The 18,022-nt window shown below is 56.1% G+C and carries 15 protein-coding genes; 9 read left to right on the top strand and 6 right to left on the bottom strand.

Annotation, left to right across the window (positions count from 1 at the left end; translation table 11 throughout):
* Positions 1-306: 306 nt before the first annotated feature.
* Genes ACOTTU_RS23225 through ACOTTU_RS23215 form a run of 3 tightly spaced genes read left to right on the top strand, consistent with a single transcriptional unit; the run spans position 307 to position 1,746 of the window.
* Positions 307-501, top strand: coding sequence for a hypothetical protein (locus ACOTTU_RS23225; protein WP_425661629.1), 195 nt, complete (start codon positions 307-309; stop codon positions 499-501).
* A 12-nt stretch (positions 502-513) separates the two neighbouring features.
* Positions 514-1,236 (top strand): haloacid dehalogenase type II, encoded by a 723-nt coding sequence (locus ACOTTU_RS23220; RefSeq protein ID WP_425661627.1) that lies wholly within the window; start codon positions 514-516, stop codon positions 1,234-1,236.
* Positions 1,237-1,254: 18 nt separating this feature from the next.
* Complete coding sequence (locus ACOTTU_RS23215) at positions 1,255-1,746, top strand: Lrp/AsnC family transcriptional regulator (protein ID WP_425661624.1); 492 nt, start codon at positions 1,255-1,257, stop codon at positions 1,744-1,746.
* 94 nt (positions 1,747-1,840) lie between these two features.
* Here the strand turns inward: ACOTTU_RS23215 and ACOTTU_RS23210 are convergent, their stop codons facing one another.
* From ACOTTU_RS23210 to ACOTTU_RS23200, 3 genes are all read right to left on the bottom strand, one after another.
* On the bottom strand, positions 1,841-2,404 hold the full coding sequence (locus tag ACOTTU_RS23210; protein WP_425661622.1) for a TRAP transporter small permease: 564 nt from the start codon (positions 2,402-2,404) through the stop codon (positions 1,841-1,843).
* Positions 2,405-2,423: 19 nt separating this feature from the next.
* Positions 2,424-3,713 (bottom strand): TRAP transporter large permease, encoded by a 1,290-nt coding sequence (locus tag ACOTTU_RS23205; RefSeq protein WP_425661620.1) that lies wholly within the window; start codon positions 3,711-3,713, stop codon positions 2,424-2,426.
* 103 nt (positions 3,714-3,816) lie between these two features.
* Positions 3,817-4,857 (bottom strand): TRAP transporter substrate-binding protein, encoded by a 1,041-nt coding sequence (locus ACOTTU_RS23200; protein ID WP_425661618.1) that lies wholly within the window; start codon positions 4,855-4,857, stop codon positions 3,817-3,819.
* A 175-nt stretch (positions 4,858-5,032) separates the two neighbouring features.
* Between ACOTTU_RS23200 and ACOTTU_RS23195 the strand changes: the two genes are divergently transcribed.
* From ACOTTU_RS23195 to ACOTTU_RS23185, 3 genes are all read left to right on the top strand, one after another.
* Positions 5,033-6,496, top strand: coding sequence for a PLP-dependent aminotransferase family protein (locus tag ACOTTU_RS23195; RefSeq protein WP_425661616.1), 1,464 nt, complete (start codon positions 5,033-5,035; stop codon positions 6,494-6,496).
* A 137-nt stretch (positions 6,497-6,633) separates the two neighbouring features.
* Positions 6,634-7,806 (top strand): epoxide hydrolase family protein, encoded by a 1,173-nt coding sequence (locus tag ACOTTU_RS23190; RefSeq protein WP_425661614.1) that lies wholly within the window; start codon positions 6,634-6,636, stop codon positions 7,804-7,806.
* 15 nt (positions 7,807-7,821) lie between these two features.
* The gene (locus ACOTTU_RS23185) at positions 7,822-9,315 is read left to right on the top strand and encodes an aldehyde dehydrogenase (protein WP_425661612.1); all 1,494 of its coding nucleotides are present in this window, start codon (positions 7,822-7,824) and stop codon (positions 9,313-9,315) included.
* 577 nt (positions 9,316-9,892) lie between these two features.
* Here the strand turns inward: ACOTTU_RS23185 and ACOTTU_RS23180 are convergent.
* Entirely contained in the window at positions 9,893-10,639 is a 747-nt protein-coding gene (locus ACOTTU_RS23180; protein ID WP_425661610.1) for an SDR family NAD(P)-dependent oxidoreductase, read from the bottom strand.
* Positions 10,640-10,838: 199 nt separating this feature from the next.
* On the bottom strand, positions 10,839-11,840 hold the full coding sequence (locus tag ACOTTU_RS23175) for an AraC family transcriptional regulator ligand-binding domain-containing protein (protein ID WP_425661608.1): 1,002 nt from the start codon (positions 11,838-11,840) through the stop codon (positions 10,839-10,841).
* Positions 11,841-11,951: 111 nt separating this feature from the next.
* On the opposite strand from ACOTTU_RS23175, the gene ACOTTU_RS23170 reads away from it, so the two are divergent.
* The gene (locus ACOTTU_RS23170) at positions 11,952-12,506 is read left to right on the top strand and encodes a hypothetical protein (protein WP_425661606.1); all 555 of its coding nucleotides are present in this window, start codon (positions 11,952-11,954) and stop codon (positions 12,504-12,506) included.
* A gap of 218 nt (positions 12,507-12,724) precedes the next feature.
* Positions 12,725-14,455: an L-arabinonate dehydratase gene (araD, locus tag ACOTTU_RS23165; protein ID WP_425661604.1), complete on the top strand. Its 1,731-nt coding sequence runs from the start codon at positions 12,725-12,727 to the stop codon at positions 14,453-14,455.
* 59 nt (positions 14,456-14,514) lie between these two features.
* Here araD and ACOTTU_RS23160 read toward each other — a convergent pair whose 3' ends face one another.
* Positions 14,515-15,684, bottom strand: a complete 1,170-nt coding sequence (locus ACOTTU_RS23160) for a Hint domain-containing protein (RefSeq protein WP_425661602.1) — start codon at positions 15,682-15,684, stop codon at positions 14,515-14,517.
* A gap of 280 nt (positions 15,685-15,964) precedes the next feature.
* Between ACOTTU_RS23160 and ACOTTU_RS23155 the strand changes: the two genes are divergently transcribed.
* Complete coding sequence (locus ACOTTU_RS23155; protein WP_425661600.1) at positions 15,965-17,953, top strand: cellulase family glycosylhydrolase; 1,989 nt, start codon at positions 15,965-15,967, stop codon at positions 17,951-17,953.
* Positions 17,954-18,022: the final 69 nt, after the last annotated feature.

The raw sequence follows: 18,022 nt of genomic DNA, 5'->3' as shown, positions 1-18,022 counted from the left end.
CATTTGGGGTCGCTTGCGAGGTAAGGGCGCGGTGGCCATTCTCTAACCTCACCAAACCAAGCGCGTTCGGTTTTCATGCGAAGCCGTCACGCGCGCGACGCTGACAAAAACCACAGGCACGGGCATGGCAGGTACCCCTATGAAATGCTGCGCTACTGAACTTCTTGAGAAGAATCTACTTTAGCCCTTTACAATACAGATGGATAGCAGCAGCATTTTATGCTGCCAGTGTGAGCTTATTCGGTCTTTCGTGCTGAAAACGATCCAAAGCCGCAGTTTTCATTTGAGGAAATCAGGTAGAGTTGGATGTATATCTGGAAGGAAGCAATGCCGATTTTGTCACGCTTGCATATTGAAAACAATACCGCCCACTGCATTCGCCCGGTGATCGCGCAGAGCTGGCCCGACACTATGGAAAGCGTCATCTGCGTTTCTGAGTTTGAAATCAACCTGTCGATCATCCGCCGCGGTGCGACATCGAACACATGTTCCGTAGACTAAAAGGACAACTTGATGAAACTGAGCGACTACAAAGCCCTGACGTTCGACGTCTACGGGACGCTGATTGACTGGGAGACCGGAATGATCACCGGCCTGAAGCCGCTGACCGACCGGGTGGGTCGCGCGTTGTCGCGCGACGATATTCTTGAGGCACATGCCTATTACGAAAGCACGACACAACGTTACACGCCTACGAAGAAATACTATGAATTGCTGCCCGTCGTGTATCGCCGCCTGGCGGAAGAATGGGGCGTTGAGGTCACTTGGGAAGAATGTGATGCCTATGGCAAGTCTGCGCGCCACTGGCCTGCCTTCGATGACACGATCGAGGCGCTGACCTATCTCAAGAAACACTTCAAGCTGGTGGTGCTGACCAATACCGACAACCTCACATTCTCGGGTGCGAATGCGCGCCTGGGGGTGTTCTTTGACGGTGTTTATACTGCCGAAGATGTGGGCAGCTACAAACCGTTTGATCGCAACTTTGACTACATGCTCGAAATGCTGAAACGCCGGGGGATCGACAAGCGCGATATCCTGCATACAGCCGAAAGCATGTTCCATGATCACGCGCCGGCAAACAAACACGGGCTGGCCAATTGCTGGATTTATCGTCGCCACGACAAGAAAGGCTTTGGCGCCACGATGAACCCCGGCGACATGCCGACCTATGATTTCCAATTCAACAGCATGATCGACATGGTCAAAGCGCATCAGGCTGAATTGAGCGGCTAGGACACGAGGGGAGGGCAGATGACGGGTTCGCCGAAGCTTGACCGGATCGACATCAACATCTTGTCCACTCTTCAGGAACAGGGCAATATTACCAATGTTGCTCTGGCCGATGCCGTCGGCTTGTCGCCCAGCCCCTGCCTCCAGCGTGTCAAACGGCTTGAAAAAGCGGGATATGTGGAAGGCTATCGTGCCGTCATCAATCTCAAGAAACTCGCTGAACATGTGGTCGTGTTCACCGAAATCACCCTATCAGACCATCGCCGCAAAGACTTCACGAAATTTGAGATCGAGATTCGCAAACACCCGAATGTCATGGAGTGCCACCTTTTGAGTGGCGGCTACGACTATCTGGTGAAATTCGTTGCACGCGGCGTTTCGCAGTACCAGGAAATCATGGAAGACCTGCTCGACCGCAACCTCGGGATCGACAAGTATTTTTCATATGTCGCGATCAAACCGGTCGTGAGCCGGCATAGTGTTCCGATACGTGACCTTGTGGAGCGGGGTTGAAGAGTAGCTGTCAAAATCTAATGCGTGGCGTCTGTCGGTAATGCGGCATGGCGCTGTCGATAAGTGAAATGATTACCAGCCGCACCGCGCGTTGCTACTCGCTCAGCTCGAGATCTTTTGCCTGCCTGTATGTACCGGCAATAAACCGCAAACTGTCCTCAGCAATCGAGGCAAGGGCGGCAACGCAGACCAGAAGGCCAGAGATGGGAACGATGGCAACCGCATATTTCTTGGGCATGTAGTTTGGTTTGAAAACGATACCGTTTTCTTCCCAGGCAAAGTGCCACATTTCCCAATACTTGCCGCCCATGGTGGCCACGGCTTCAATTCCCCAGATGATCATCACAAGCCCAAGACAGAATATGACCGCTGTCCAGAACTGCTGAATGAAAAAGGCGACTTTCAAAGGGAGCCAGTTGTAGATCAGATCGAGCGCGATGTGATCTTTGTCGCGCACGGTGAGCGCCAGGGCAAAAAACACCAGCCAGATGTTGCTCAGCACCGTCAGCAGGTCGCCCCAAATCGGTGGGTTTTTGAAAACGTAGCGCATCACGACCGAGTAGACCGTGAAGGCCACCATCATCAAAAGCAACGTGGCGCAGAAGGCCGTCAGGGTTTTCTTGACGGCGCTGTCGATGAACCTGATTGTTGCAATCATTCCAAATCCCTCCGATCCATTATCCGGCAAAGCCCAGAACGCGCGGCAAGTACATGGTGATGTCCGGTACGACGATCAGCACGAACAGCAATACGAATAACGCCGCCAGATAGGGCAGCATAGCGACGGCGACTTTCTCGAGCCGGACTTCGGCAATTGCGCCTGCGGTAAAGAAAGCGACACCCACAGGCGGGGTGACCGATCCGATCAGGAAGCCAACAACGACGACAAGGGCGGCCTGCACATCCGCGTATCCGGCTTGAACCATGACATCCACAAGAACCGGGCCTACAACAATGATGTTGGCCGCTGAATCCATAACCATCCCGAGAAGACAGATGAACAGCACAAGCACAAGCGCAAAGATCAGCGGATTATAGGTGTAGCCCAGCAACCATTCCTCAAGCTGCCCGATGGCGCCAAGCGATGTCAGAAGCCAACTGAAGGGACCGGAGGCGGCGATGATGATGAACACCATGGCAGAATTGCGAAACGCCCGCACAAAGGCGCTTTTGCAGTTGTTCCAGGTGATGGTGCGGTAAATGAAAAGACCCACAAACAGCGCGATTGTCGCCGTCAGTGCACCAGCCTCGACAACGCCCGCGATACCGAAAACAACTGAACCCACCAGCACAATGGGGATAAGCAGGGCAAATGATGATTTATAGCCGGCAACCGCGATGCCCTTTAGGCTGAAGGGCTCATCGCTGCGTTCGAAATTGTTGCGCCGGGCAATGATGTAATTGATCACCATCAAGAGCGCGCCGATCATGAAGCCGGGGATGATCCCGCCTGCGAAGAGCGCGCCAACGGAGATGCCGCCAGCGTTGGCCAGAACAATCATCATGATCGACGGTGGGATGATCCCGCCGATGGTCGAACTGACAGCGGTGATGGCGGCTGCGAATTCAGGCGGGTATCCTGCCTTCTTCATGCCCGGGACCAGTAACGAGCCGACCGTTGCCGTATCCGCAACAACCGATCCGTTCATACCGGCAAAAAACATGCTGACCAGGACATTCGCCTGAGCCATGCTGCCGCGCATCCGCCCGATGATCCGTTGACTGAGATCGACCAGACGGTCGGTGATCGTCGCCGAGGTCATCAGTTCGCCGGTCAGCATAAAGAAGGGAATAGCCGTCAGAGGTACGGAATCGATGGCGCTGAACATCTGGCTTGGGATCAGGATCATTGGCGCGGCATCGGTGATCAGGATGTACACAACCGGGATCAGGATCATAGTGAAACCAACCGGCGCGCCCAGCATAATCAGCACGACCAGTATGATCAGTAGCGCAACGCTTTCCATTCAAAATGCCCCCGGTGAGCTTTGTCGTTTTTTGGTATTTCGTCATGCAGAGGCGCGGAACATCATTCCGCGCCTGTGTTGGTCAACCAATGGCCTGCGTCTCTTATAGCGCGCCGGCGTCTTCAAGCTGAGCAATGAAACCGGCCATGCCCTGTTCTTCCAGGACGCGGCGTGCTGTCGCCGGATCATAGGTGCCTTTTGCGTTCAGCCAGGCGTCAATTGCGCCCGCGCGCCATTGGGCGAGTTCGTCTTCGGTGGGCACATACCATTCCTTGGCGGTCTTCTTGATCTCGGTTTCACCGGCCTCGACCCAGGCGCGGTCCAGATCCTGTACTTTCTGTCCAAAGGCCTTTGCGGCGGTGCGCAACCACTCCTTTTCTTCGTCACTCAGCGCATCGTATTGACGCTTGTCGATCGACAGCTGATTGCCGGACCATGATCCGCCGATTTCGGTGAAATAGGGGGCGACCTCATGCAGCTTGGCCACGTGTTGCCAAGGCGTTGCAACGTATTGTCCCGAGACGACGCCAGTTTGCAGACCCTGATAGAGCTGAGCCCAGTCATAAGGTACCGGAACGGCGCCCCAGTTCTTGACCAGCGTGTATTCGATCGGGCTCTTGGTGACGCGCCATTTGATGCCTTCCATATCGGTCGGTACATGGACCGGACCATGAGCGTTGCCCAACTGGCGGAACCCGCCGCTGGAATACACGGTCAGGCAGACATGTCCGGCTTCCTCTGCTGCCACCTGGCACTGCTTTTCGGCCAGCCATTCCGAGGAGATCCGATCGGCATCTTCGATGCTCTTGAAGATGTAGGGCAGATCAAAGATCGCCAGAGCTGTTCCGAAATTGCCGAAATTTGCGGTCGAGCTGGTCCAGAGAGCCAACAGCCCCTGATTGGCCTGCTCCCCGCAGGATTGTTCACTGCACAGCGATTTGCGGTAATGCGGCTCGATCTTGAGTTTGCCGCCCGAGACCTCTTCGAGTGTCGGGATCAACGCCTGGTCAATGGCGTCACCGATTGGCATCCCGAGAAACCCAACCGTTCCCAGCTTGAGAACTTTTTCGGCGGCAGCGGTTTGCGCCGACAAGGCCAGAGCGCTTGCGACGCAAAATGCTTTTCCCATCGTCAATAGTTTCATCTTCTCCACTCCCATCGTTGTATCTTGATTGGCAACATCTTTCACCGCGGGTCGGGGCAAAGAAAGTGACAGATGGTTTGAAAGAAGGGGACAGTTCGGTTTGGGTCTGACAATCTGTCCCCATCGCCGCTAGTGTGCCGTTTGTGCAGGCGCGGGGTTAACAGGGGAGCGGCGCATGGCTTCGGTCACACCCAGATTTCCGAAACTGCCGGAGAAGTCGCAACTCAGTCTTCGGGACCAGATTTGCGAACTCATCAGTGCTGCGATCACATCGGAATCTCTTGCGCATGACCGTCCGTTGCCATCTTGTCGCGAGCTTGCGGAGCAGTTGGATGTATCCCGCAACACGGTCTTCGCGGCTTATAACCGTCTGGTTGATCTGGAACTTCTGGTATCCCGGGATCGTTCGGGATATTTTGTGGCACCTCAGGTGGCGGCACTAAAGCAGGCGCAGTCCCGCAAGAGCGGCATGACCAGACGGGCCGTTGCGTGCCCGGTCTCATTTCAGCCCAACAACCTGATGCCAGTGGTGAATCCACTGGACTGGAACGCCTATCCATATCCATTCATCTACAATCAGATCGATCCCGACTTGTTTCCTGTCGACGGCTGGCGGGAATGCACCCGTCAGGCTTTGGGTCGCAAACAGATGCCGGTCTGGGCAAGCGACTCGGTCGAGAGCGACAGCCCTCAGCTGATTCAGCAACTGCGCCAAAGACTGTTGAATACCCGTGGCATCTATGCCGATGACGACGAGATATTGGTCACCCTTGGGTCGCAGAACGCCCTTTATATTCTCGGAACGATCTTTGCGCAGTCTGGCAAACCCATAGCGCTGGAAGACCCCGGCTTTTTCGGTGCCCGCAATGCGTTTCGTCTGGCGGGAAGCGAATTGATCGGTGTTGCAATCGACGGTGATGGTATCATTCCAAGCGCTATTCCCGCCGGCTGTCAGTTGGTCTTCACGACGCCGAGCCATCAGTTTCCGACCATGGTCACCATGAGCCAGCAGCGGCGCGAGGAATTGCTGCAAGCGGCGGTGTCGAAGGACTTCCTGATCATCGAGGACGACTATGAGGCGGAGATGAACTACGTGGCCCAGTCTTCTCCGTCCATGCGCTCCATCAACCAGACAGGACGTGTGATCTATGTGGGCAGCCTGTCCAAGACGGTCTCTCCGGGTATCCGGCTTGGCTTCATCGTTGCGCATCGTGACATTATTCGCGAGGCGCGCATCGCGCGTGGGGTCATGATGCGCCATCCGCCTACGATCGTGCAGGAAATCGTCGCGCTGTTCTTTCAGCTGGGCCACTACGATTCACATCTTCGCAACATCGAGCGGCGCTACAACAAGCGTTGGCATGCCATGAACCGTGCGCTCACCAAACACCTGGGCATGTTGCAGCGTACAGAGTCAGAAGGCGGCACATCTTTCTGGTTGACGGGGCCGGATGGCTTTGACGCGTCAGAACTGGCTGTGCGCTTGCGGGGCGAAGGTGTGCTGGTGGACCGCGGCCAGGACTATTACCTCAACGAAAATGATCGTCGGAGTTTCCGGCTGGGCTTTGCCTATGTGCCCGTTTCAAAGCTTGAGACCGGCGTGCAGATCATCGCCAAAGAGGTAAAACGCATGCTGTAGCGCATCATCTGGCGATCTGTCCCTTCGAATTGCGTGACCTGTCTCTCGGTGTTTTTGGCATGAGACAGTTAACTGGGCTGAACGACGGGTCGGGAATGCATCAGCTTACGGGGGTAGTCATGTCGGGAGAACTCTCTGTGAAAGATCGAAAGCATGGGGAAAATGCGGCTTGCCCCTTTGAGTGCCGGGTTTCTGATGACGTGCTGAACACCATCCGGACCCGCGTCGCTCAGTTCCCCTGGCACGAGATGCCCGATGACGGGGGTTGGGATTACGGGACCAATCTGGATTATATGCGGGAACTTTGCGCCTATTGGGTCGATGAATTCGACTGGCGCGCGCAGGAAGAGCGGCTGAATTCCTTTCCGCAGTTTATGGCCAAAGTGGATGGCATCGACCTGCATTTCATTCATGAAGCCGGTAGCGGGCCCAATCCGATGCCCTTATTGATCAGTCATGGCTGGCCCGGATCGGTTGCCGAGTTCCTCAACCTGATCGAACCTCTCGCGCATCCTGAGCGTTTCGGGGGCGATATTCGCGATGCCTTTACCGTCATTGCCCCGTCTCTGCCCGGGTTCGGATTCTCGGGACGACCACCGCGCCCTTACGGCCCGCGAAAGATGGCGGGCGTTCTTGCATCGCTCATGACCCGGCACCTGGGTTTTGACACCTATCTGGCTCAGGGGGGCGATTGGGGCGGCGCGATTTGTTCGTGGCTTGGGTACGAACATGCCCCCGCCTGTTCCGCCATTCACATCAATGTGCTGACCATGCGCCACCCTGACGGGCCGCAAACACCGCAGGAGATCGCCTGGGCACGGCAATTCGATGAAGATCAGATCATGCAGAACGGCTACCGCACCCAACAGGCCACACGTCCACAAACGCTCAGCTACTCGATGATGGACAGCCCTGTCGGGATCGCGGCGTGGCTGGTGGAAAAGTTCCATGACTGGTCGGATGTGCCGGTGGGAGAGATCGAAAGCGCGCACAGCAAGGACGAACTGCTCACCAACATCATGATCTACATCGTGACGCGATCTTTCAACTCAGCCTCCTGGATCTACTACGGGCGCCGCGAGGAGGGCGGGCGGATTTTATCCGCCGAGGGCAGGCGTGTGGAGGTGCCAACCGGCTGCGCGGTCTTTCCGGCGGAAATGCTGCGATGGCCGCCAAAATCATATGCCGATCGCATCTATAACATCATCCATTGGACAGAAATGCCGCGTGGGGGGCATTTCGCTGCGATGGAGGAGCCCGAGATGCTGATGAATGACATTCGAAAATTTGCACGCACCCTGCGCAGATAACACACGGAGATACCAATGACGCTTTCGCACGCCGAATTTCAGGCACTCGCAGCCAGGTTAAAGCCAAATGGCAAGGCATTCATCGACGGGACGTTCTGTGAGGCCGCCGATGGGTCGGTCTTTGAAACGGTTAACCCTGCAACCGGGCAGGTTCTGGCAGCGGTGGCCCATTGCAAAGCCGCAGATGTCGACCGCGCGGTGGCTGCGGCGCGACGGGTCTTTAACGCGGGAACCTGGTCACGTGCAGAGCCTGAAGAGCGCAAAGAGGTGTTGCTGAAGGTGGCGCGGCTGGTGCGCGAAAACGCCCATGAACTGGCGGTGCTGGAAAGCCTCGACACCGGCAAGACCATCAGCGACTGTCTGGACGAAATCGGCGGGGATGTCCCCAATTTCTTTCAGTGGTATGCAGAACTTGCCGACAAGACATTTGGCAAGATCGCGCCCACTGGACCTGGGGCAATGGCGCTGATCACAAAGGAGCCTGCGGGCGTGGCCGGTGCGGTTCTTCCATGGAACTTCCCGCTTGTCATGGCGGCCTGGAAAATTGCGCCTTCGCTGGCGGTTGGCTGCTCTGCCGTGATCAAACCCGCCGAACAGACACCCCTGTCAACAATTCGCTTGGCCGAATTGATGCAGCAAGCAGGTGTGCCGGATGGCGTGATCAACATCGTTCCGGGTTTCGGTGAAACGGCTGGCAAGGCGATTGGTCTGCACAATGACATCGACACCGTCTCGTTTACAGGCTCTACCGAGGTCGGGCGCATGTTCATGCGCTATTCCGGGGACAGCAATCTCAAAGGGGTTGGTCTGGAAATGGGCGGGAAAAGTCCGTTCATTGTGCTGGAGGATGCCAGGCTCACCGACGATCTCATCGAACATGCCGCCATGTCGGCTTTCTGGAACGGTGGTCAGAATTGTTCAGCCAATATGCGACAGTTGATTGCCGCCCCCCTTGTCGAAGAGTTTACCGGGCGAATCCTGGACCGGGTCAAAGCCTTCCAACTGGGGGATCCGCTGGATCCTGAAACCGACATCGGGTCAATGATCACCAGGGATCATAAGGATATGGTCATGAACTATATTCAAAGCGGCATGGATGATGGTGCGCAGATGATAGCAGGCGGCGACAGCGATCTGCCGGGCTACTTCATCGCGCCAACCGTGTTTCAGAACGTAACGCCTGACATGAAGATCGCGCGCGAAGAAATATTCGGGCCGGTTCTGGGAATTATGCCGATGAAAAGCGCGGAGGAAGCGCTGACCGTCGCGAGTGATACCGATTACGGGCTGCACGCGACAGTCTTCACCCAGGATATTGATCGCGCGTTGCACATGGCGCGGTCTTTGCCATGCGGTACCGTATCGGTGAATGGATTTTCCGAAGGGGATATCAAAACGCCTTTTGGAGGGTACAAGCAGTCGGGGTCTCTCGCCCGCGATAACGGCACCGAAGCGCTGGAGCAGTACCTCCAGACCAAGACGATATGGGTGCAGACGGCAGTAGGTTGAACGTGCGTGATACGCGGCCCACGCCTACCTGAACTCTTTGGCTCATCAGGGTGATCAAACAGATGCAGGCAATTGGGCGCTGCGCGTTGGGCGGCTTGTGTTGGTCTTGCCTTGCATTGTGCACCGTAGCGCGCGCAATGAGTGTGAGCTCATATGGCAGCGCTTTAGACTTGTGTTTCGATATTACGTGTCAGCGATTTGCGGGACAGATAGAGGCCGCATTACGGGTGTAGAATCTGCCGTCAAGTCACCGTCCTGGACTATTTTTCAGAAACTGACTTCTCACGTTGGAAATTGTTGTGATTTGTAGGTCATCCATTCCTTGCTGCGCGACCAGTAGCGGATGAAAATACGGAACCGAATAGAATTTGATGATGCGCCAGGCACTGATTGGCAAAGGCAACGCGGTTTGCAAATCTTCATCGAACAAAAGGGTCGGGTTCGAAGAAATAGTCCATATCTGGGGCATCGAAACCAAACGACCGGGCGAATAACCCTGCCTTGGTCAGTGAGACTTGCGTAAAAGACCAGCCTGAAGCACCAGCGTTCTTCAGCACCGCCGCATTTGTTTGGTTGCCTAATATGTGGCCCGCCCTCCGGACAGATCGAACACGCCACCAGTTGTGAAGCTGTTTTCTGCAGAAGCCAGCCAGGCGATCATCGAAGCCGCCTCGTTTAACTCCAGAAACCGTCCGCGTGGAATTTTCGACAACATGTAGTCTATGTGTTCCTGGCTCATTTGATCGAATATACGCGTACGCGCGGCGGCTGGCGTGACGCAATTTACCGCAACATTGCAGTCGGCAAGCTCTTTGCCGAGTGACTTGGTAAAGCCGATCACACCCGCTTTGGACGACGAATAGGCGGCTGCGTTCGGGTTGCCTTCTTTGCCAGCCACCGAGGCGATGTTGATGATCCGGCCATAGTTCTGCGCGCGCATATCCGCCGCGACCGCCTTGTTGACGTGGAATGTTCCAAGCAGATTGACCGCGACGATTTGGTGGAACTCCTCGACGGAATAGTCGGAAACCGGGCTGTTCGAGCCTGCGATGCCAGCGGAGTTTACCACGATGTCGACATGTCCGAAGGCGTCCTTGGTCTTTGCATATGCCGCATCCACGCTGTCCCAGTCCGCGATGTCGACCTCAACCGCCAGTGACCTGTTGCCAAGTTGACGGGCCGTATCATCGGCCAACGGCTGGTCGGTGTCCCAAAGGGCAACGCGCGCACCGCCTTTCGCCAACACTTCCGCGACGGCCTTGCCGATGCCTTGGGCGCCGCCCGTTATGATCGCTGTCCGGCCTTCAAAATCGAATTTATTCATCGGTTTCTCATATCCTTGTCTGGAGGCTTATGTTTCGAACAATCGACAGGCCGGGTCAAACCCTATGCGTGATGGCGCGGCACCAGCCTGAAATTCGCTATGTTGGAAGGTGATATGACCATGGTCAGACCGTGGCGCATTCTTGCCGCAACCTGTCCGTTGTTCTCAGCCGCACCAACAGCATGCGATGGGCGTTCAACTAGGTTGGCAGAACCAGGTTGTGATTTATTTTTCGAAACCGTGAGGGAACAAGCCCCGTCCAGCGTTGGAATGCCCGAGAAAAATGCGCAGCGTCACTGTAGCCCAATTGATGGGCGATCTCGGTGACGTTGCGGTTCGTCGATGTGATCAAAGCGATGGCCCGATCCTTCAGAAGACCGTCCAACAAGTGTGAGAAGCTCGCGCCTTCTGCGTCAAGCGACCGTTGCAAAGAGCGGCGGCTTCTTTGCAGTTTGGACGCTACCCAGTCAATTTTTGGACGTCCTTCAAGCAGGGCGATCGCGGACAGAGCCGCAACATCCTCCCGAAAACCTGGCAGCAAGGGGATAGGCGGTTCAATCCCGGGCTCTGACTGCGTTTGCCGTCGACCCCGCGCTGACAGGAGGGCTGCGTCAAACTCCACCGCGGAGACCGGTGCGCTGTGCATCACAGGCGCTTCGAACACCTTTTCCAATGCAGCCGCTTGTGCTGCCCCGGTGCAGGTGGACCTGACCAGCGTTGGTGTCCACGATCGCCCGACAAAACTGCGCACACCGTCAATCAGATAGCTGACCCCCAGGAGTTCGTTTTGAAAACGGCCGTCAGCGCCTACATCCAGAAACTCGATTGACCAGCGCGCGGTCGTATCAATAACGCGAAACTGTAGATCGGTTGCCGTTTGCAAAAAACGGTTCAATCCACGGTGGGAGCGATCAATTGCGCCCGCCAGCGTGGGGGCACTGGTGACCCACGCACCAAAGGCACTCAGCTTCTCCATTCTTACCAGACGCCCGATAGCCGCGCCAAAAAACGGATCACCGATTTCATGGCCCGCTTCGCTGAGCACTTTGAACTGTTCTGTCAATGGTAACGGAAGATCTGGGTTCTCCAGCAGAGCCAAGGGCAAATCAACGCGATCGAAAACCCGCTCGATCGACCCGCCGCGCGTCTCGACAAACTCCGTTATCGGCCCAAGGGCGCTTGCACGCGTGTACCCTGTCATCCCGCCTCCTTGCCTCCGTGAGGATGGCACCAAATGGCAAGAAGCAAAAGGCGCGATGTGCTAGCAGAGAATGCCACGAAGATATGGTTCTGAAAACGAGGGGAGAAATCTATGAAAACGCCATCACTTACGCGTCGCGAGGGGCTTGTAGGCATGGGGGCCGCAACGGCGACGGCGGGCTTGGGGACTGGCGCTGCCCGGGCAGCTGCGGCGGCCGCAACTTTTGATCAATCCAACGTTAAATGGAACACGCTCGAGGGCATCGACCATGTGTGGTACCACGTATTGAAGGTTGATCCAGAGGCGAAAGTGGTCGACCTGCTGCTGAAATTCTCGGCCAATCAGAAGATCATTCTGCACCGGCACCATGCGGATTACAGCACCTTCATCATTCAGGGCGAGCTACGGCTCTACGATGAGAATGGCGATCTCACAGAGATACGTCCGACCGCGAGTTTTGTGGAAAAACCGGGCGGCGGCGCACCGCACACCGAAGGCGGGGGCGATGTCGATTGCATCGCGTGGTTCAGCAATCGCGGGACCGACGGCATGATTTATGAAATTCTCGGTCCAAACAACGAGACTGTTGCGACGCTTGGTTTGCAAGATTTCGAAGCGCTGTGGAAAGCCCAGGCACCTGCGGTCCAGCCTTACATTCCGGGCTAGCGTTGCTGGTTGTAAAGGGGACCGTAGGGGCGCGCTCTTACCGCGGCTGAGTGGCTCTTCATCGAAGATTACGACCTCGTCGAAATGGCCACCCGTCCGCATTCAGTTCTCGATTGCTGCGGCGCCAAATCTGGCTTGCTGATTGTGGCGTGCGTGCATGCGAGGTGCTAGGCTGACCTCTGAACCTGCACCAATCAATTGCCAGGACCAGTCGGACCATGCCCAAAAAACCAGAAGACCTTCGCTCTGCACGCTGGTTCGCACCAGATGACTTACGTTCGATGGGCCATCGCAGCCGCGCGATGCAGATGGGCTGGACAGCGGAAGATTGGGAAGGCAAGCCGGTTATCGCCATTATCAATACCTGGTCTGATCTTTCGCCTTGTCATCACCACCTGCGAGATCGGGCGGAATGGGTGAAACGTGGTATTTTGCAGGCTGGCGGCACGCCCGCAGAATTGCCGGTTCATGACTTCGCCGAACAATTCCTCAAGCCCACTTCCATGCTTTACCGAAATTTGGGGTCTATCGAGGTCGAAGAGACGCTGCGCAGCCATCCGGTGGATGGTGTCGTGCTAATGGGGGGATGCGACAAATCCACCCCAGCGTTGGTGATGGGGGCGGTTTCGATGGGTTTGCCATTCGTCTTTATGCCGGCTGGCGCGATGCTCCGCGGAAACTACGCCGGACAAAAGCTGGGCTCCGGCACGGATGTCTGGAAGTATTGGGACGAACGTCGCGCTGGCACCATCGGCAAATCGGAGTGGGAGGGCGTACAAGGCGGCATCGCGCGGTCATACGGAACCTGCATGACCATGGGAACGGCATCAACAATGATGTCGATTGCCGAAGGGTTCGGGCTAACCTTGACCGGCGCTTCATCCATCCCCGCGCCGGATGCCAGTCACAAACGTATGGCGGCAGCCTGCGGCCGACGGATCGTGGATATGGTCTGGGAGGATCTGACGCCTGAGAAAATAATGACGCCGGCTGCAACGCGCAACGCGGTGACCATCGCGATGGCAACAGGCTGCTCCACCAATGCCATTATTCATCTGATTGCGATGGCGCGCCGGGCAGGGGTTCCCCTGGGCCTGGACGAGATTGACGCGATTGGCCGCAACACGCCGGTCCTCGCAAACATACGCCCGTCGGGAAGCGAATACCTGATGGAGGATTTCTACTATGCGGGAGGATTGCCGGCCTTGATGAAAGAGCTTGGCGACAAGCTGGATCTGTCGGTCAGAACGGTTTCCGGCAAGACGCTTGCAGAAGACATAAGCGGTGCCAGAAATCACAATGAGGATGTTATCCGCCCCTTGAACAAACCGGTTTATGAAGAAGGTTCGCTCGCTGTTCTGCGCGGCAATCTCGCGCCGGACGGTGCCGTGATCAAGCCGGCCGCAATGGACCCGAAATTCCAGACACATACCGGTCCGGCCATTGTTGCGGATAGCTATGATGAGCTCAAAGCCATCATCAATGACGAGAACTACCCAATGACCGCCGACAGCGTCCTTGTGTTGCGCAATGCCGGGCCGAAGGGCGGTCCGGGGATGCCAGAATGGGGGATGATCCCAATGCCGAAAGCGCTGCTGAAGCAGGGTCTGCGCGATATGGTGCGTCTTTCGGATGCGCGCATGTCGGGGACGTCCTACGGGGCTTGTATTCTGCATGTCGCACCGGAGGCCTATATTGGCGGGCCCTTGGCTCTGATCCGCACCGGTGATGTTATTGATCTGGATGTTCCAAACAGATCCTTGAATGTTCGGCTGTCAGACGCCGAGTGGGCTGAGCGTCGCGCCGCATGGGTGGTGCCTGAACCACGTTATGAGCGCGGATATGGTTGGATGTTCGCCCAGCATATTCAGCAGGCCGACAAAGGTTGCGATTTCGATTTTCTTGGGACGGAATTCGGCGGACCCGTCTCGGAGCCAGAGATCAATTGAGCGTCGGCCAGGGCGTACCATGAACCATATTTGCTTCTTCACGTTGATCCTCTCGGTCACTAACCTGCGTCTGCTCGATCGAGAAATCCCTGGCGAGTGCAACCTTTGGGCAAAGGAGGATGTGGTTCTAAGTTGCCGCGCATTGACAATATTTGATGTCGCTGGCGGCCTGCCAAGTTGTGGATATGTTTTCGGCGCGCGAGAGCTTTTTTGGTCTGACCTACGGTCAGGCAGGGTAGGGCGGGCTGCTCGCGGGTGGCGGACGTTATCGGGCGGCGTAGCAACTGCGATAGCTTTTCCAATTGATTTGGGCGCAGCGCCCTGACGATCCCGGCGCCGAGAAGCAGGGATTCCGACGCCAGCGCATTCGCGAAAACGATGCAATGATCTTCGCAAAGGAAATGACGCCATACGATCGAGCGTTTTCCGGGCATGAAGCGAATTCCTGGCATGCCGGTGAGTGCTTTCGCGGGCACCATATAAGGTCCGTCAAATATATCTTCCAGCTGGCCAAAAGCCCCGACAACGATCCGATGCTGGGCCGACACGATCAGGTCGCGACTTGGGAGGTCTGGTCCCAAAGCGCCAGCACGGATCAAGACCGGCTTTTGATCCCGGTCCAGTTGCTCGAGAGGTTGAGTGCCGGACCAGATCCAGCGGATGGGGCGCACTGCACCGTCTGTTGTCAAAACCAGATCACCGGGGACCAAAGCCTCTACGGGCTTGGCACCTGCTGGGGTGGAAATAAGGCTGCCCGGGGCATAGCATGCTGGTATTGAGCCTGAATTTGGAGAGCTTTGAGTGTAATAACTTGATCCGCCGTTGTCCGATTGAAGCGATTCACCGGGGCCAGCGGTGCCAACATCACTGCTGGTCATGCCGCTGGCGGGCCCCTGAGTCGCCGTGACCGTGTTGCCCCAATATGAAACAAACTGTTCGACATCGCCGCTTCCATTGACGAGCGCCAGGGCGTCATCAGGATACATGTTGCCGGTCGGATCTGATCCACCGTCGTTGAACCCTGGCGTCGCGGCATCTATCACATAGACATCATACCCCCCCATGGTGCCGGTTGACGTCCCGATTGGGAAAGAGTGGATGATTGAGCCGTCGTTGCCATAAATGTGGACAGCATATCCTGACGGGTCGGTGCCCGCAGGCAGAGCGACCTCAATGAACTCCTGAGAGGTGTTGCCGTAGTATTGAAACTCGGAGATGTATCCAGCCATCCGCAAACTCCGTCGTGAAACCGAACGGCACTATGCGGTGAAGGGCCTTAATTTCGCCCAAAACCCTACGATCTATTTACCTAGATTTGTCGAGGTTCCGTCAAGAATTCCTTGTGATTCAGCATTTTTGCCAGCCCGCTAACGCGAATTTTCCGAATGTACTTCGGACTACGGTGTTCTTTCGACCAGATAGAAAGAAGCACCTTGGCACACGCGCTGCTTTGAAGACCGATAGTAGCGGTTTAGAGTAGACCTCTCACACGTGCGACGGAGCGACATAATGCGATCAGTTGTAGTTAACATATTCTTCGCGTCTCTGCTCGCCATGGTGGTGTCTCCCGCTAAAGCTGACGGGATGGAAGGTTGGCATCGTTACCAACATAACCCGTATTCCAGTGTTCCGGACCTGAGCTTCTTGAATGAAAAGCCTTCCGGTCAGCGCGGTCGGGTGATTGCCAAGGGGGCTGAGCTGGCCTTTGAGGACGGAACATCGGTCAAATTCTGGGGCGCAAACCTGCAAGCATACGCGCTGTTCGCCACCGAACCACGCCACATCAAGGCTCAAGCGAAGCGGATTGCCGCACTTGGGTTCAACCTTGTTCGAATCCACCACCACGATTCCCTTTGGGTTCAGCCAAATGTCTTTGATGCGCCTGCCGAAAACACGCGCACCCTGAACATCAGTTCAATGAAGCGGCTCGACCTTTGGCTTGAAGCCCTGAAAGCGGAAGGCATCTACATCTGGCTGGACCTGCACGTCGGGCGCCGCATGGTCGCGAATGACCAGATCACATGGTTTGAAGAAATCGCGCAGGACGGCCACGCCGATGTCCGTGGTTTCAACTTCATTTCGCAGAGCATCCAAGCCCGCATGCTGGAGTTTCAGCGTCAGTATCTTGGCTACAGAAATCACCTTACCGGAATACGCTATGCTGACGATCCGGCAATCATTGCAGTGCTTGTTTCCAACGAGAATGACCTGACGCACCATTTTGGAAACAGACTGCTGCCCGACAAGCAGGTGCCTGAACATAACCAACTGTATATGTCAGAGGCAAAAGCCTTTGCAAAAGCGCATGGCCTTAGTCAGCGACGAACCTGGAAATCATGGGAGTATGGTCCGTCCAAGATATTTCTGAATGATCTTGAGCGGCGGTTTTTTGATAGAATGTCGGCCGATTTGAGAAAGATAGGCTTTGACGGTCTGATCGCGCCGACCAATTTCTGGGGCAAGATGCCGGTGTCAAGTCTGCCATCCCTGTCGCAGGGGTCGATGATAGATGTGCACTCCTACGGCGCGAACGCGGGGCTTGGAATGAAGCCCCACGTCGAAAACGATCTGCTGTCCTGGATCGCATCCGGGCAGGTGGCCGACATGCCATTGACCATTTCGGAATGGAACATCGGCAAGTTTCCCGTCGAAGACCGCTTTGTTGCACCTTTGCGCATGGCCACGCTGGCCGCTCATCACGGGTGGGATGCCCCGATCATCTACGGGTATTCCCAGCAGTCCTTGAGTGGCCCATTGCAACCAAGTAACTGGAGCGTCGCCAGCGATCCTGCGATTCTGGCTTCGTTACCGGCGAGTGCGTTGCTCTTTCGCCAGGGACATGTCCGCCCGGCGAAGAAAACCTATGCCATTCGGCTGTCGGCAGATGCGCTTTTTGACGAGGAGGTATCCCCTAATACGTCGATGGCTCTCAGGACGCTTTATGAGCAAAGCGCCGTGGTCATCGAACTGCCGGAGGTCAAAGAACTAACGTGGATGAAACCTCGCCGCGCGGCCTCTTCGGCGATCCCCGTTGAAGATTTGGGTCAGAGTTTTCTGGATGTGGATGCCGGCATTGTTGAGGCCGATACAGGTGATTTTTCACGAAACTTTTCCGAGGGGGTTTTCAGCGTGAATACGGAAAACTCTCAGCTGATTGCCGGTGCAATGGCGGGGCACGATATCGTGCTCGACGCATTGGCCGTGCAGATCGGGCAACCTCTTGCCTTTGTCAGTTTGCAAAGCTTGGACAGCGTTGCGATTGAACGATCTGGCGATTTGCTGATCTCCTTCTCTGCGCGCAGTCAACCCGCTAACGACGATGATCCTCTGTTTCTTGTCGAACCTCTCACGGGAGAGCTTCGCGTACGTGCAGCACCTGGGTTGACCTTGAGAGACCTGAAGGGGAATCCTCTTCCGAGCAAGAGAGTGGAGGGTTGGTATGTGATCGACCTCGAAGACATTTCAAACCTTCGCTGGATAAGGTTGGGTAAGTTCTGACGCGCAGGCCTGACAACTCAGGAAGGTTTCGGCCTTCGGACGATCGGCACGGCTTGACGGATGCAGCCC

This window comes from Roseobacter sp. EG26 (assembly GCF_049830555.1).
Lineage (GTDB): Bacteria > Pseudomonadota > Alphaproteobacteria > Rhodobacterales > Rhodobacteraceae > Roseobacter.
Note: the sequence above shows the minus strand (reverse complement) of the source record. Positions and strands in the feature narration are given on the sequence as shown.

Excerpts from the sequence above, each read along its gene's own strand:
- ACOTTU_RS23195 (WP_425661616.1), top strand. The coding sequence starts at position 5,033 with ATGGCTTCGGTCACACCCAGATTTCCGAAACTGCCGGAGAAGTCGCAA.
- ACOTTU_RS23225 (WP_425661629.1), top strand. The coding sequence starts at position 307 with ATGTATATCTGGAAGGAAGCAATGCCGATTTTGTCACGCTTGCATATT.
- ACOTTU_RS23170 (WP_425661606.1), top strand. The coding sequence starts at position 11,952 with ATGAAAACGCCATCACTTACGCGTCGCGAGGGGCTTGTAGGCATGGGG.
- ACOTTU_RS23200 (WP_425661618.1), bottom strand. The coding sequence starts at position 4,857 with ATGAAACTATTGACGATGGGAAAAGCATTTTGCGTCGCAAGCGCTCTG.
- araD (WP_425661604.1), top strand. The coding sequence starts at position 12,725 with ATGCCCAAAAAACCAGAAGACCTTCGCTCTGCACGCTGGTTCGCACCA.
- ACOTTU_RS23215 (WP_425661624.1), top strand. The coding sequence starts at position 1,255 with ATGACGGGTTCGCCGAAGCTTGACCGGATCGACATCAACATCTTGTCC.
- ACOTTU_RS23220 (WP_425661627.1), top strand. The coding sequence starts at position 514 with ATGAAACTGAGCGACTACAAAGCCCTGACGTTCGACGTCTACGGGACG.
- ACOTTU_RS23175 (WP_425661608.1), bottom strand. The coding sequence starts at position 11,840 with ATGACAGGGTACACGCGTGCAAGCGCCCTTGGGCCGATAACGGAGTTT.
- ACOTTU_RS23185 (WP_425661612.1), top strand. The coding sequence starts at position 7,822 with ATGACGCTTTCGCACGCCGAATTTCAGGCACTCGCAGCCAGGTTAAAG.
- ACOTTU_RS23155 (WP_425661600.1), top strand. The coding sequence starts at position 15,965 with ATGCGATCAGTTGTAGTTAACATATTCTTCGCGTCTCTGCTCGCCATG.
- ACOTTU_RS23210 (WP_425661622.1), bottom strand. The coding sequence starts at position 2,404 with ATGATTGCAACAATCAGGTTCATCGACAGCGCCGTCAAGAAAACCCTG.
- ACOTTU_RS23205 (WP_425661620.1), bottom strand. The coding sequence starts at position 3,713 with ATGGAAAGCGTTGCGCTACTGATCATACTGGTCGTGCTGATTATGCTG.
- ACOTTU_RS23160 (WP_425661602.1), bottom strand. The coding sequence starts at position 15,684 with ATGGCTGGATACATCTCCGAGTTTCAATACTACGGCAACACCTCTCAG.
- ACOTTU_RS23180 (WP_425661610.1), bottom strand. The coding sequence starts at position 10,639 with ATGAATAAATTCGATTTTGAAGGCCGGACAGCGATCATAACGGGCGGC.